We start from the raw sequence: 13,863 nt of genomic DNA on the forward strand, positions 1-13,863 counted from the left end.
GCCAGGACCGCGTTGGTGTGGCTGACCCCGGCGGCACGTTTCTGCGCTGGTGCGGAGCGGCTCAGCTCTCGTCGTGCGTGGCCACCGCGCGGCGCGCGTCCGCGTCCAGGACGCCCCAGCTGATCAACTGCTCGGTGAGGACCGAGGGGGACTGGTCGTAGATGACGGCGAGGGTGCGCAGGTCGTCCTGGCGGATCGAGAGCACCTTGCCGTTGTAGTCGCCGCGCTGGGACTGGATCGTCGCCGCGTAGCGCTGCAGGGGGCCCGCCTTCTCGGCCGGCACGGTGGCCAGCCGCTCCAGGTCCAGGACCAGCTTCGGCGGCGGCTCGGCGGCGCCGCCCGGCGTGGTGCCCGGCAGCAGCTCCTGCACGGGAACGCCATAGAAATCGGCCAGCTCGGCAAGACGCTGCACGGTCACGGCGCGGTCGCCGCGCTCGTACGAACCGACCACCACGGCCTTCCAGCGACCCTGGGACTTCTCCTCGACACCGTGGAGGGAAAGGCCCTGCTGGGTGCGGATGGCCCGGAGCTTGGCCCCGAGCTGTTTGGCGTATTCGCTGGACATATAGCTCCCCGGACACTGTGTCGACGCGATCGGCGGTGATCCCGCCGCGCGGCTGGTAACTCACTGTGAGGTTACGCAGCGTGACTCTCATGCGTCAAGCCGAATGGTCCACACCGACTCTTCCGTGGTGGCGAGGGTCGACTGGGCCGACCGGGTGAAAGGGGGGTGATCGGGGCCCCCGAACGACCTGCTACCGTAGATGGCGCAATTCCGACGTCCTTTAAGGTCCGTCCAGTGAGGCGGAGAAGGGGGTCCGTTTCGTATGGACACGCACGCGAACCCGTCCACGTCCGATGCCCGGCCCGTCCTCGAGGGTCCCGACATCGCACGTGTTCTGACCCGCATCGCCCACGAGATCGTCGAGCGCGCCAAGGGCGCCGACGACGTGGTGCTCCTCGGCATCCCGACGCGGGGTGTCTTCCTCGCCCAGCGACTCGCCGTCAAGCTGGAGCAGATCACCGACCGCAAGGTCCCCGTCGGCTCGCTCGACATCACCATGTACCGCGACGACCTGCGCATGCACCCGCCGCGTGCGCTGGCCCGCACCGAGATCCCCGGTGACGGCATCGACGGCCGTCTGGTCGTCCTCGTCGACGACGTGCTCTTCTCGGGCCGCACCATCCGCGCGGCCCTCGACGCCCTGAACGACATCGGGCGCCCGCGCGCGGTGCAGCTCGCGGTCCTGGTCGACCGCGGCCACCGCGAACTGCCCATCCGCGCCGACTACGTCGGCAAGAACCTCCCCACGTCGCTGCGGGAGACGGTCAAGGTCCAGCTCACCGAGGAGGACGGTCGAGACACCGTGCTCCTCGGTGTGAAGCCGGCCGGCCAGTAGCAAGTCAGGCGCGCACGGCTGCTTCGGCATGCCGACACGCGCCCCGGTTTGCCCTTATCCTCCCGATTGAACTGCCTTACGGAGCCTGACAGATGCAGCGTCATCTCATCTCGGCCGCCGACCTCACCCGCGACGACGCCGTCCTGATCCTCGACACCGCCGAGGAGATGGCCCGGGTCGCCGACCGGCCGATCAAGAAACTGCCGACCTTGCGCGGCCGCACCATCTGCAACCTCTTCTTCGAGGACTCGACCCGCACCCGGATCTCCTTCGAGGCCGCCGAGAAGCGGCTGTCCGCGGACGTCATCAACTTCACCGCCAAGGGGTCGAGCGTCTCCAAGGGCGAGTCCCTGAAGGACACCGCCCAGACGCTGGAGGCGATGGGCGTGGACGCCGTCGTCATCCGGCACAGCGCTTCCGGCGCCCCGTACCGCCTCGCCACCTCCGGCTGGATCGACGCCCCCGTCATCAACGCCGGCGACGGCACCCACCAGCACCCCACCCAGGCCCTGCTGGACGCCTTCACCATGCGCCGCCGTCTGATCGGCCGGGATGCCGGCCTCGGCCAGGACCTGTCCGGCAAGCGGGTCACCCTCGTCGGTGACGTCCTGCACAGCCGGGTCGCCCGCTCCAACGTCGACCTGCTGCACACGCTCGGCGCCGAGGTCACCCTCGTCGCCCCGCCCACCCTGCTGCCCGTCGGCGTCGGGACCTGGCCCTGCGAGGTGTCGTACGACCTCGACAGCACGCTGCCCAAGTCCGACGCGGTGATGATGCTCCGCGTCCAGCGCGAGCGCATGAACGCCGCGTTCTTCCCGACCGAGCGCGAGTACTCGAGGCGCTACGGCCTCGACGGCGAGCGCATGGCGAAGATGCCCGAGCACGCCATCGTGATGCACCCCGGCCCGATGGTCCGCGGCATGGAGATCACGGCCGAGGTCGCCGACTCCGACCGCTGCACCGTCGTCGAGCAGGTGGCGAACGGAGTCTCCATCCGGATGGCCGTCCTGTACCTGCTGCTGGGCGGCAACGAACCCGCCGTCAGTCACGCCCGCACCAACGAGGAGAAGTAAGACCCATGAGCAAGATCCTGATCCGTGGTGCGAAGGTGCTCGGCGGCGAGGCGCAGGACGTGCTGATCGACGGCGAGACGATCGCCGAGGTCGGCGTCGGACTGAGCGCCGACGGCGCCGAGGTGGTCGAGGCGGCCGGCAAGGTGCTGCTGCCGGGCCTGGTCGACCTGCACACTCACCTGCGCGAGCCGGGCCGCGAGGACTCCGAGACCGTCCTCACCGGCACCCGAGCCGCCGCCTCCGGCGGCTACACCGCCGTGTTCGCCATGGCCAACACCTTCCCGGTCGCCGACACCGCCGGTGTCGTCGAGCAGGTCTACCGGCTCGGCCAGGAGCACGGCTACTGCGACGTGCAGCCCATCGGCGCCGTCACCGTCGGCCTGGAGGGCAGGAAGCTCGCCGAGCTGGGCGCGATGCACGAGTCGGCGGCGGGCGTCACCGTCTTCTCCGACGACGGCAAGTGCGTCGACGACGCCGTGATCATGCGCCGTGCCCTGGAGTACGTGAAGGCCTTCGGCGGTGTCGTCGCCCAGCACGCGCAGGAGCCGCGGCTGACCGAGGGCGCCCAGATGAACGAGGGCGTCGTCTCCGCCGAGCTGGGCCTGGGCGGCTGGCCGGCCGTCGCCGAGGAGTCGGTCATCGCCCGGGACGTCCTGCTCGCCGAGCACGTCGGCTCCCGCGTCCACATCTGCCACCTGTCGACCGCCGGCTCCGTCGAGATCGTCCGCTGGGCCAAGTCCCGCGGCATCGACGTCACCGCCGAGGTGACCCCGCACCACCTGCTCCTGACCGACGAGATGGTGCGCACCTACAACCCGGTCTACAAGGTCAACCCGCCGCTGCGCACCGAGCGCGACGTGCTGGCCCTGCGCGAGGCGCTCGCCGACGGCACGATCGACATCGTCGCCACCGACCACGCCCCGCACCCCCACGAGGACAAGGACTGCGAGTGGGCCGCCGCGGCCATGGGCATGGTCGGTCTGGAGACCGCCCTGTCGGTGGTCCAGGAGACCATGGTCGAGACGGGCCTGCTGGACTGGGCCGGCGTCGCCGACCGCATGTCCGTGGCGCCCGCCCGGATCGGACAGGCGAAGGGGCACGGACGGCCCGTCTCGGCAGGCGAGCCCGCCAACCTCACCCTCGTCGACACGGCATACCGTGAGCAGGTGGACCCCGCGGGCTTCGCCTCGCGCAGCCGCAACACTCCGTACGAGGGACGCGAGCTGCCGGGCCGAGTCACCCACACGTGGCTGCGGGGCAAGGCGACGCTCATCGACGGGAAGCTCACGTGACACCTGCAACTCTGCTGGCCGCCGGACTCACCAGCAAACTGGCGGCCGACAAGAAGTCCGCCGCGGTGACCGACTGGGGCGACCGCATCGGCTGGCTCGTCGGCCTCGCCCTCTTCGTCGCGCTCGTCTACTGGCTGATGCGCGAGGGCTGGAAGTGGCGCGGCACCCTCCAGAGCGACCTGCCCGAGCTGCCTGGAATGCCGGAGGAGACCGGCCCGGCGAAACTGAGGCTGAGCGGCCGCTACCACGGCTCCACCACCGCCGGGCAGTGGCTGGACCGCATCGTGGCCCACGGCCTCGGCACCCGCAGCCGGGTCGAGCTCACCCTGACGGACGCGGGCCTGGAGGTCGAGCGCCCCGGAGCGAGCGACTTCTTCGTCCCGGCCGCCGCCCTGCGCGGAGCCCGGCTCGACAAGGGCATCGCCGGCAAGGTCCTCACCGAGGGAGGACTGCTGGTGGTGACCTGGTCGCTCGGCGACAAGGAGATCGACTCCGGCTTCCGCTCCGACCACGCGGCGGAGCACACCGAGTGGGTCGACACCCTGAACCACATGATCAACGACACGGAAGGCGCACGATGACGACCTCCACCAGGGGAACCGCCCAGGTTCCCGCCGTACTCGTCCTGGAGGACGGCCGCATCTTCCGCGGCCGCGCCTACGGGGCCGTGGGGGAGACCTTCGGCGAGGCCGTGTTCTCCACCGGCATGACCGGCTACCAGGAGACCCTGACCGACCCGTCGTACGACCGCCAGATCGTCGTCGCGACGGCCCCGCAGATCGGCAACACCGGCTGGAACGACGAGGACGACGAGTCGAGCCGCATCTGGGTCTCCGGCTACGTCGTGCGCGACCCCGCGCGCGTGCCGTCCAACTGGCGCGCCACGCGCTCTCTGGACGACGAGCTGGTCGCCCAGGGCGTGGTCGGCATCTCCGGGATCGACACCCGGGCCCTCACCCGCCACCTGCGCGAGCGCGGCTCCATGCGCGCCGGCGTCTTCTCCGGCGAGGCGATCGCCGCCGAGGCCGAGCTGCTTCAGCGCGTGCAGGCCCAGCCGCACATGAAGGGCGCGAGCCTCTACGAGGAGGTCGCCACCAAGGAGGCCTACGTCGTCCCCGCGATCGGTGACAAGAAGTTCACCGTCGCCGCGATCGACCTCGGCATCAAGGGCATGACCCCGCACCGCATGGCCGAGCGCGGCATCGAGGTGCACGTCCTCCCGGCGACCGCCACCGTGGACGACGTCTACGCCGTGAACCCGGACGGCGTCTTCTTCTCCAACGGCCCCGGCGACCCGGCCACGGCCGACGGCCCGGTCGCGCTGATGACCGCCGTCCTGGAGCGCCGGACGCCCCTGTTCGGCATCTGCTTCGGCAACCAGATCCTCGGCCGCGCCCTCGGCTTCGGCACCTACAAGCTGAAGTACGGCCACCGCGGCATCAACCAGCCGGTCCAGGACCGTACGACCGGCAAGGTCGAGGTCACCGCGCACAACCACGGCTTCGCCGTTGACGCGCCGCTCGACAAGGTCAGCGAGACGAAGTTCGGCCGCGCCGAGGTCTCGCACGTGTGCCTGAACGACGACGTCGTGGAGGGGCTGCAGCTGCTCGACCAGCCGGCCTTCTCCGTCCAGTACCACCCCGAAGCGGCAGCGGGCCCGCACGACGCCGCCTACCTGTTCGACCGCTTCGTTTCCCTGATGGAGGGCCAGCGTGCCTAAGCGCACCGATATCCAGTCCGTCCTGGTCATCGGCTCCGGCCCGATCGTCATCGGCCAGGCCGCGGAGTTCGACTACTCCGGCACCCAGGCGTGCCGCGTGCTCAGGGCAGAAGGCCTGCGCGTGATCCTCGTCAACTCCAACCCGGCGACGATCATGACCGACCCGGAGATCGCCGACGCCACCTACGTCGAGCCGATCACCCCCGAGTTCGTCGAGAAGATCATCGCCAAGGAGCGCCCCGACGCCCTGCTGCCCACCCTGGGCGGCCAGACGGCCCTGAACACCGCCATCGCGCTGCACGACAACGGCGTGCTGGAGAAGTACGGCGTCGAGCTGATCGGCGCCAAGCCCGAGGCGATCCACAAGGGCGAGGACCGCGACCTGTTCAAGGGCGTCGTCGAGGCCGTCAACGCCAAGATCGGCCACGGCGAGTCCGCCCGCTCGGTGATCTGCCACTCCATGGACGACGTCCTCAAGGGCGTCGAGACCCTCGGCGGCTACCCGGTCGTCGTCCGCCCCTCCTTCACCATGGGCGGCGCCGGCTCCGGCTTCGCCCACGACGAGGAGGAACTGCGCCGCATCGCCGGCCAGGGCCTCACCCTCTCGCCCACCACCGAGGTGCTCCTGGAGGAGTCCATCCTCGGCTGGAAGGAGTACGAGCTGGAGCTGATGCGCGACAAGCACGACAACGTCGTGGTCGTCTGCTCCATCGAGAACTTCGACCCCATGGGCGTGCACACCGGCGACTCGATCACCGTCGCGCCCGCGATGACGCTGACCGACCGCGAGTACCAGATCCTGCGCGACATCGGCATCGCCGTCATCCGCGAGGTCGGCGTCGACACCGGCGGCTGCAACATCCAGTTCGCGGTCGACCCCGAGGACGGTCGCGTGATCGTCATCGAGATGAACCCACGCGTCTCCCGCTCCTCGGCGCTCGCCTCCAAGGCGACCGGCTTCCCGATCGCCAAGATCGCCGCGAAGCTGGCCGTCGGCTACACCCTCGACGAGATCCCGAACGACATCACGCAGGAGACCCCGGCCTCCTTCGAGCCGACGCTCGACTACGTGGTCGTCAAGGCCCCGCGCTTCGCCTTCGAGAAGTTCCCGCAGGCCGACTCCACGCTGACCACCACCATGAAGTCGGTCGGCGAGGCCATGGCCATCGGCCGCAACTTCACCGAGGCCTTCCAGAAGGCGCTGCGCTCGCTGGAGAAGAAGGGCAGCCAGTTCACCTTCGTCGGCGCGAGCGGCGACAAGGTCGAGCTGCTGCGCGAGGCCGTACGGCCCACGGACGGCCGGATCAACACGGTCATGGAGGCCATCCGCGCGGGCGCCACGCCCGAGGAGGTCTTCGAGTACACGAAGATCGATCCGTGGTTCGTGGACCAGCTCTTCCTGATCAAGGAGGTCGCGGACGAGCTGGCCGAGGCCCCCGAGCTGACCCGTGAGCTGCTCGCCGAGGCCAAGCGGCACGGCTTCTCCGACCAGCAGATCGCCGAGATCCGGGGCCTGCGCGAGGACGTCGTCCGCGAGGTCCGGCACACCCTCGGCATCCGCCCGGTCTACAAGACGGTCGACACCTGCGCCGCCGAGTTCGCCGCGAAGACACCGTACTTCTACTCCTCCTACGACGAGGAGACCGAGGTCGCGCCCCGGACCAAGCCCGCGGTGATCATCCTGGGCTCCGGTCCCAACCGCATCGGCCAGGGCATCGAGTTCGACTACTCCTGCGTCCACGCCTCCTTCGCGCTGTCCGACGCCGGGTACGAGACCGTGATGGTCAACTGCAACCCGGAGACCGTCTCCACGGACTACGACACCTCCGACCGCCTGTACTTCGAGCCGCTGACGCTCGAGGACGTGCTGGAGATCGTCCACGCCGAGTCCCTGGCCGGCCCGATCGCGGGAGTGGTCGTGCAGCTGGGCGGCCAGACCCCGCTCGGCCTCGCGCAGGCCCTGAAGGACAACGGCGTGCCGATCGTGGGCACCTCGCCCGAGGCGATCCACGCCGCCGAGGACCGCGGTGCCTTCGGCCGCGTCCTGGCGGAGGCGGGCCTGCCCGCGCCGAAGCACGGCACCGCGACGACCTTCGCCGAGGCCAAGGCGATCGCCGACGAGATCGGCTACCCGGTCCTGGTCCGGCCGTCGTACGTCCTCGGCGGGCGCGGCATGGAGATCGTCTACGACGAGACCCGCCTCGCCTCCTACATCGCCGAGTCGACCGAGATCAGCCCCTCCCGGCCGGTCCTCGTCGACCGCTTCCTGGACGACGCGATCGAGATCGACGTCGACGCCCTGTACGACGGCGAGGAGCTGTACCTCGGCGGTGTCATGGAACACATCGAGGAGGCCGGCATCCACTCCGGCGACTCGGCGTGCGCCCTGCCCCCGATCACCCTCGGCGGCTTCGACATCAAGCGCCTGCGCGCCTCCACCGAGGCGATCGCCAAGGGCGTCGGCGTGCGCGGCCTGATCAACATCCAGTTCGCGATGGCCGGCGACATCCTCTACGTCCTGGAGGCCAACCCGCGCGCCTCGCGCACGGTCCCCTTCACCTCGAAGGCGACCGCGGTGCCGCTCGCCAAGGCCGCGGCCCGCATCTCGCTGGGCGCGACCGTCGCAGAGCTGCGCGCCGAGGGCCTGCTCCCGGCGAACGGCGACGGCGGCGAGCTGCCGCTGGACGCGCCGATCTCCGTCAAGGAGGCCGTCATGCCGTGGACCCGCTTCCGCGACATCCACGGCCGCGGCGTCGACACCGTGCTCGGCCCGGAGATGCGCTCCACCGGCGAGGTCATGGGCATAGACTCCGTCTTCGGCACGGCCTACGCCAAGTCGCAGGCGGGTGCCTACGGCCCGCTGCCCACCAAGGGCCGCGCGTTCATCTCGGTCGCCAACCGCGACAAGCGCTCGATGATCTTCCCCGCGCGTGAGCTGGTCGCGCACGGCTTCGAGCTGATGGCCACCTCCGGCACGGCCGAGGTCCTCAAGCGCAACGGCATCAACGCCACGGTCGTCCGCAAGCAGTCCGAGGGCCCCGGCCCGAACGGCGAGCGGACCATCGTCCAGCTGATCCACGACGGCGAGGTCGACCTCATCGTCAACACCCCGTACGGCACCGGCGGCCGCCTCGACGGCTACGACATCCGTACGGCGGCGGTGGCGCGCTCGGTCCCGTGCCTGACGACCGTCCAGGCGCTCGCCGCGGCAGTCCAGGGCATCGACGCCCTCAACCACGGCGGCGTGGGCGTGCGTTCGCTCCAGGAACACGCGGAACACCTGACCGCGGCCCGCGACTAGCAGCCCTGAGGGGGGCACCGGAAACGGTGTCCCCCTCTTCATGAGGACACGCATGTACAAGATCTTTTTCAACCTCGTCTTCAAGCGGATGGACCCCGAGAAGGCCCACTACCTGGCCTTCCGCTGGATCCGCCTCGCCGTGCGGATCCCCGGCTTGCGCACCTTCGCCGCGGCCGTGCTCGCGCCCCGCCACAAGGAGCTGCGCACCGAGGCCTTCGGCCTGCGCATGCACGGCCCCTTCGGACTCGCCGCCGGCTTCGACAAGAACGCCGTCGCGATCGACGGCATGTCGATGCTCGGCTTCGACCACGTCGAGATCGGCACGGTCACCGGTGAGGCCCAGCCCGGCAACCCCAAGAAGCGGCTGTTCCGCCTCGTCGCCGACCGGGCGCTGATCAACCGCATGGGCTTCAACAACGAGGGCTCGCTCGCGGTCGCCGCCCGCCTGGCCTCACGGGAGCCCGTCTTCAGGACCGTCGTGGGCGTCAACATCGGCAAGACCAAGGTCGTGCCGGAGGAGGAGGCCGTCGCCGACTACGTGAAGTCAGCCGAGCGCCTCGCGGCGTACGCCGACTACCTGGTCGTCAACGTCTCCTCGCCGAACACGCCCGGCCTGCGCAACCTCCAGGCCACCGAGGCGCTGCGGCCGCTGCTGAGCGCCGTGCGCGAGGCCGCCGACCGCACGGTCGCGAACCGCCGCGTGCCGCTCCTGGTGAAGATCGCCCCCGACCTCGCCGACGAGGACATCGACGCCGTCGCCGACCTGGCCGTCGAGCTGGGCCTGGACGGGATCATCGCCACCAACACGACCATCGCGCGCGAGGGCCTCGGCCTGCGGTCCGCACCCGTGCTCGTGCAGGAGACCGGCGGCCTGTCCGGCGCCCCGCTCAAGGAGCGCTCCCTGGAGGTCCTGCGCCGCCTGTACGGGCGCGTGGGCGACCGGATCGCCCTGGTGGGCGTCGGCGGCATCGAGACCGCCGAGGACGCCTGGCAGCGCATCCTGGCCGGCGCCACCCTGGTCCAGGGCTACAGCGCCTTCGTCTACGAGGGCCCCTTCTGGTCCCGCGCCATCCACAAGGGCCTCGCGGCGCGCCTGCGCACCAGCCCCTACGCCACCCTCGCCGACGCGGTCGGCGCCGACGTGAGGAAGCCCGCATGACCTCGTACGAGCCCTTCGGTGCCCGGCTGCGCCGCGCGATGGACGAGCGCGGCCCGCTGTGCGTCGGCATCGACCCGCACGCCTCCCTGCTCGCCGAGTGGGGTCTGAACGACGACGTCGCCGGTCTGGAGCGGTTCAGCCGCACGGTCGTCGAGGCGGTGGCCGACCGGGTCGCCGTCGTCAAGCCGCAGAGCGCCTTCTTCGAGAGGTTCGGCTCCCGGGGCGTCGCCGTCCTGGAGAAGACGGTCCAGGAGGCCCGCGCGGCCGGCACCCTCGTCGTGATGGACGCCAAGCGCGGCGACATCGGCTCGACCATGGCCGGGTACGCCGAGGCCTTCCTGCACAAGGACGCCCCGCTGTTCTCCGACGCCCTGACCGTCTCGCCCTACCTCGGCTACGGATCGCTCAGCCCCGCCGTGGCGCTGGCCCGGGAGACCGGTACCGGCCTGTTCGTGCTGGCCCTGACGTCGAACCCGGAGGGCCCGGAGGTCCAGCACGCGGTCCGCGCCGACGGGCGCACCGTCGGGGCGACCATGCTCGCGCACCTGGCCGCCGAGAACGCTGGCGAGGAGCCGCTGGGCTCCTTCGGCGCGGTCGTCGGCGCCACGGTGGGCGACCTGTCCTCGTACGACCTCGACATCAACGGTCCGCTCCTCGCCCCCGGAGTCGGGGCACAGGGGGCGACCGCGGCCGACCTTCCCCGGGTGTTCGGGTCGGCGGCGCGCAACGTGGTGCCGAACGTCAGCCGGGGTGTTCTGCGTCACGGTCCCGACGTCGCGGCGCTGCGAGCGGTCACGGAGCGCTTCGCGGAGGAGATCCGGGCCGCCGTCGCGGATGCCTGATCCCGCCCGCACGCGTTCCGGCAGGCGGCGGCGGGACGACTTGAGTGTGAATACATGCTCAAATCGAGGGCAATATGTCTGAAATGTCCGAGCTGGCGGAGGCTGACCAGGACTTTTCCGCTGTTCTCGCTGACTCTGGCGGACTTGGCCGCTAGTCTCCGAGCAGTGGGGGCACCTCCCACGCCCTCCAAGCAGTGGGGGAGAACGGGCAAGCGTGTTGCTCGTGGCTCCCCAGGTGTGGGGCGACTAGGTTCCTCACCGGTCCGTATCCGACAGTTCGACATCCGAGGTGACGTAGGCGTGGCTCTTCCGCCCCTTACCCCTGAACAGCGCGCAGCCGCGCTCGAAAAGGCCGCCGCGGCTCGCCGGGAGCGGGCCGAGGTCAAGAATCGACTCAAGCACTCCGGCGCCTCCCTGCACGAGGTCATCAAGCAGGGCCAGGAGAACGACGTCATCGGCAAGATGAAGGTCTCCGCGCTGCTCGAGTCGCTGCCCGGCGTGGGCAAGGTCCGCGCCAAGCAGATCATGGAGCGTCTGGGCATCTCCGAGAGCCGCCGCGTGCGCGGTCTCGGTTCCAACCAGATCGCTTCCCTGGAGCGTGAGTTCGGCAGCACCGGTTCCTGAGTCCGGTCTCCTCCGGACCGGGAGTCCCGGGCACCCCGGGATTACTGGAATAATCGCTGCATGAGTGAACGTCCGCGGCTGACCGTGCTCTCCGGCCCCTCAGGGGTCGGCAAGAGCACGGTCGTCGCCCATATGCGCAAGGAACACCCCGAGGTCTGGCTCTCGGTCTCGGCGACCACCCGCAAGCCCCGCCCCGGTGAGCAGCACGGGGTCCACTACTTCTTCGTCACCGACGACGAGATGGACAAGCTGATCGCCAACGGCGAGCTGCTGGAGTGGGCCGAGTTCGCGGGCAACCGGTACGGCACGCCCCGCGCGGCCGTGCAGGAGCGGCTGGAGAACGGCAAGCCCGTGCTCCTGGAGATCGACCTCCAGGGCGCCCGGCAGGTCCGTGAGTCCATGGGGGGCTCCCAGCTGGTGTTCCTGGCTCCGCCCTCCTGGGAGGAGCTCGTGCGCAGGCTCACCGGCCGGGGGACCGAGCCGCCCGAGGTCATCGAGCGTCGCCTGGAGGCGGCCAGGACCGAGCTGGCGGCCGAGCCGGAGTTCGACGTGACCCTGGTCAACACCTCTGTCAAGGACGTGGCTCGCGAGCTGCTAGCCTTGATGGACGTTGTGTGATCGTGACCGTTGCACGTACATGTGCGCAGACCGGTCACACCGACTGAATCTTTCCCATCCATCGGAAGGTAGAGCGTGTCCTCTTCCATCACCGCGCCCGAGGGCATCATCAACCCGCCGATCGACGAGCTTCTCGAGGCCACCGACTCGAAGTACAGCCTCGTGATCTACGCGGCCAAGCGTGCCCGCCAGATCAACGCGTACTACTCGCAGCTCGGTGAGGGTCTCCTCGAGTACGTCGGTCCGCTCGTCGACACCCACGTCCACGAGAAGCCGCTCTCGATCGCCCTGCGTGAGATCAACGCCGGACTGCTGACCTCCGAGGCCATCGAGGGCCCGGTCCAGTAGTACTTTCGGATTGCGGTTGACTTATCCACAGGCCCGGCAGTCATGCTGCCGGGCCTGTGGTGTGTGATGTTCTCGTACGTTGCCGAGCCGGGGAGATGGCGAGAGATGGCGGACAAGCCGAGGGTCGTGCTGGGGGTCAGTGGCGGGATCGCCGCGTACAAGGCCTGTGAGCTGCTGAGGAGGTTCACGGAGTCGGGCCATGACGTGCGCGTGGTGCCCACCGCCTCCGCGCTGCACTTCATCGGCGCCGCCACCTGGTCCGCCCTGTCCGGCAACCCGGTCTCCACCGAGGTCTGGGACGACGTCCACGAGGTCCCGCACGTCCGCATCGGCCAGCACGCCGACCTCGTCGTCGTGGCCCCCGCCACGGCCGACACGCTCGCCAAGGCCGCCCACGGCCTCGCCGACGACCTGCTGACCAACACCCTCCTCACGGCCCGCTGTCCCGTCGTCTTCGCGCCCGCGATGCACACCGAGATGTGGGAGCACCCGGCCACCCAGGAGAACGTGGCCACGCTGCGCCGCCGCGGCGCCGTCGTCATCGAGCCCGCCGTCGGCCGGCTCACCGGTGTCGACACCGGCAAGGGCCGGCTGCCCGACCCGGCCGAGATCTTCGAGGCCTGCCGGCGGGTGCTGGCCCGGGGTGTCACCGAGCCCGACCTGAAGGGCCGCCACGTCGTCGTTTCCGCCGGCGGCACCCGCGAGCCGCTCGACCCCGTCCGCTTCCTCGGCAACCGCTCCTCCGGCAAGCAGGGCTACGCCCTCGCCCGCACGGCCGCCGCGCGCGGTGCCCGGGTGACCCTGATCGCGGCCAACACCGCTCTGCCCGACCCGGCCGGCGTCGACGTCGTCCCGGTCGGCACCGCGATGCAGCTGCGCGAGGAGGTCGTCAAGGCCGCGGCGGACGCCGACGCCGTGGTCATGGCCGCCGCCGTCGCCGACTTCCGCCCGGCCGTCTACGTGGCCGGGAAGATCAAGAAGAAGGACGGCCAGGACCCCGACCCGATCGTCCTGGTGCGCAATCCGGACATCCTCGCGGAGATCTCGGCCGACCGCGCCCGGCCCGGACAGATCGTCGTCGGCTTCGCCGCCGAGACCGACGACGTCCTCGCCAACGGCCGCGTCAAGCTCGCCCGCAAGGGGTGCGACCTGCTCGTGGTCAACGAGGTGGGGGAGCGCAAGACCTTCGGTTCGGAGGAGAACGAGGCCGTGGTGCTGGGTGCAGACGGCAGTGAGACCCCCGTACCGCACGGTCCGAAGGAGGCCCTCGCCGACACGGTCTGGGACCTCGTGGCCGCCCGCCTGGGCTGACCTCGTTGGGCCGTTGGAGCCGGTCGGATTCGGCCATTGGGCGGCTTTTCCGTGATGCGCGCCGAGGCGCGCGGGGTCTGGCCAAGGCCGCCAGGCACCCTGCAGAATGCGCGTGCCGCAGGTCACAGCGCTCCCGAGAGGCGAGACGGGTGGGCCGACGGCCGAGCGCGACCCG

At 70.4% G+C, this 13,863-nt stretch carries 13 protein-coding genes; 12 read left to right on the forward strand and 1 reads right to left on the reverse strand.

Annotated features, from left to right (window positions below; genetic code table 11):
* Positions 1 to 61 precede the first annotated feature (61 nt).
* Positions 62 to 565: a transcriptional regulator BldD gene (gene bldD / locus ACWD5D_RS27825; protein ID WP_210875293.1), complete on the reverse strand. Its 504-nt coding sequence runs from the start codon at positions 563 to 565 to the stop codon at positions 62 to 64.
* A gap of 262 nt (positions 566 to 827) precedes the next feature.
* On the opposite strand from bldD, the gene pyrR reads away from it, so the two are divergent.
* The 12 genes from pyrR to coaBC all read left to right on the forward strand — a co-directional run bounded on the left by pyrR (position 828) and on the right by coaBC (position 13,688).
* The gene (pyrR, locus tag ACWD5D_RS27830) at positions 828 to 1,400 is read left to right on the forward strand and encodes a bifunctional pyr operon transcriptional regulator/uracil phosphoribosyltransferase PyrR (protein ID WP_451375496.1); all 573 of its coding nucleotides are present in this window, start codon (positions 828 to 830) and stop codon (positions 1,398 to 1,400) included.
* A gap of 92 nt (positions 1,401 to 1,492) precedes the next feature.
* A complete protein-coding gene (locus tag ACWD5D_RS27835) occupies positions 1,493 to 2,473 on the forward strand; it encodes an aspartate carbamoyltransferase catalytic subunit (protein ID WP_451375497.1) in 981 nt (326 codons plus the stop codon).
* 5 nt (positions 2,474 to 2,478) lie between these two features.
* Positions 2,479 to 3,765, forward strand: a complete 1,287-nt coding sequence (locus ACWD5D_RS27840; protein ID WP_451375498.1) for a dihydroorotase — start codon at positions 2,479 to 2,481, stop codon at positions 3,763 to 3,765.
* A complete protein-coding gene (locus ACWD5D_RS27845) occupies positions 3,762 to 4,346 on the forward strand; it encodes a PH-like domain-containing protein (RefSeq protein WP_451375499.1) in 585 nt (194 codons plus the stop codon). The genes ACWD5D_RS27840 and ACWD5D_RS27845 overlap by 4 nt, the downstream gene beginning before the upstream one ends.
* Positions 4,343 to 5,485: a glutamine-hydrolyzing carbamoyl-phosphate synthase small subunit gene (gene carA / locus ACWD5D_RS27850; protein WP_451375500.1), complete on the forward strand. Its 1,143-nt coding sequence runs from the start codon at positions 4,343 to 4,345 to the stop codon at positions 5,483 to 5,485. The genes ACWD5D_RS27845 and carA overlap by 4 nt, the downstream gene beginning before the upstream one ends.
* Positions 5,478 to 8,786 (forward strand): carbamoyl-phosphate synthase large subunit, encoded by a 3,309-nt coding sequence (gene carB, locus ACWD5D_RS27855; RefSeq protein ID WP_451375501.1) that lies wholly within the window; start codon positions 5,478 to 5,480, stop codon positions 8,784 to 8,786. The genes carA and carB overlap by 8 nt, the downstream gene beginning before the upstream one ends.
* Positions 8,787 to 8,838: 52 nt before the next feature.
* Positions 8,839 to 9,945 (forward strand): quinone-dependent dihydroorotate dehydrogenase, encoded by a 1,107-nt coding sequence (locus ACWD5D_RS27860; protein ID WP_451375502.1) that lies wholly within the window; start codon positions 8,839 to 8,841, stop codon positions 9,943 to 9,945.
* Complete coding sequence (gene pyrF / locus ACWD5D_RS27865) at positions 9,942 to 10,787, forward strand: orotidine-5'-phosphate decarboxylase (RefSeq protein ID WP_451375503.1); 846 nt, start codon at positions 9,942 to 9,944, stop codon at positions 10,785 to 10,787. The genes ACWD5D_RS27860 and pyrF overlap by 4 nt, the downstream gene beginning before the upstream one ends.
* A gap of 300 nt (positions 10,788 to 11,087) precedes the next feature.
* On the forward strand, positions 11,088 to 11,411 hold the full coding sequence (locus ACWD5D_RS27870) for an integration host factor (protein WP_003977346.1): 324 nt from the start codon (positions 11,088 to 11,090) through the stop codon (positions 11,409 to 11,411).
* Between the two features lie 60 nt (positions 11,412 to 11,471).
* Positions 11,472 to 12,029: a guanylate kinase gene (gmk, locus tag ACWD5D_RS27875; RefSeq protein WP_451375504.1), complete on the forward strand. Its 558-nt coding sequence runs from the start codon at positions 11,472 to 11,474 to the stop codon at positions 12,027 to 12,029.
* A 75-nt stretch (positions 12,030 to 12,104) separates the two neighbouring features.
* On the forward strand, positions 12,105 to 12,377 hold the full coding sequence (gene rpoZ, locus ACWD5D_RS27880) for a DNA-directed RNA polymerase subunit omega (RefSeq protein ID WP_030810584.1): 273 nt from the start codon (positions 12,105 to 12,107) through the stop codon (positions 12,375 to 12,377).
* A gap of 105 nt (positions 12,378 to 12,482) precedes the next feature.
* The gene (gene coaBC, locus ACWD5D_RS27885; protein WP_451375505.1) at positions 12,483 to 13,688 is read left to right on the forward strand and encodes a bifunctional phosphopantothenoylcysteine decarboxylase/phosphopantothenate--cysteine ligase CoaBC; all 1,206 of its coding nucleotides are present in this window, start codon (positions 12,483 to 12,485) and stop codon (positions 13,686 to 13,688) included.
* Positions 13,689 to 13,863 lie beyond the last annotated feature (175 nt).

This window comes from Streptomyces sp. NPDC002520 (assembly GCF_053595235.1).

Bases quoted from the DNA above. Each gene is read 5' to 3' on its own strand.
- bldD (WP_210875293.1), bottom strand. From the start codon at position 565: ATGTCCAGCGAATACGCCAAACAGCTCGGGGCCAAGCTCCGGGCCATC.
- pyrR (WP_451375496.1), top strand. From the start codon at position 828: ATGGACACGCACGCGAACCCGTCCACGTCCGATGCCCGGCCCGTCCTC.
- ACWD5D_RS27835 (WP_451375497.1), top strand. From the start codon at position 1,493: ATGCAGCGTCATCTCATCTCGGCCGCCGACCTCACCCGCGACGACGCC.
- ACWD5D_RS27840 (WP_451375498.1), top strand. From the start codon at position 2,479: ATGAGCAAGATCCTGATCCGTGGTGCGAAGGTGCTCGGCGGCGAGGCG.
- carA (WP_451375500.1), top strand. From the start codon at position 4,343: ATGACGACCTCCACCAGGGGAACCGCCCAGGTTCCCGCCGTACTCGTC.
- ACWD5D_RS27860 (WP_451375502.1), top strand. From the start codon at position 8,839: ATGTACAAGATCTTTTTCAACCTCGTCTTCAAGCGGATGGACCCCGAG.
- pyrF (WP_451375503.1), top strand. From the start codon at position 9,942: ATGACCTCGTACGAGCCCTTCGGTGCCCGGCTGCGCCGCGCGATGGAC.
- gmk (WP_451375504.1), top strand. From the start codon at position 11,472: ATGAGTGAACGTCCGCGGCTGACCGTGCTCTCCGGCCCCTCAGGGGTC.
- coaBC (WP_451375505.1), top strand. From the start codon at position 12,483: ATGGCGGACAAGCCGAGGGTCGTGCTGGGGGTCAGTGGCGGGATCGCC.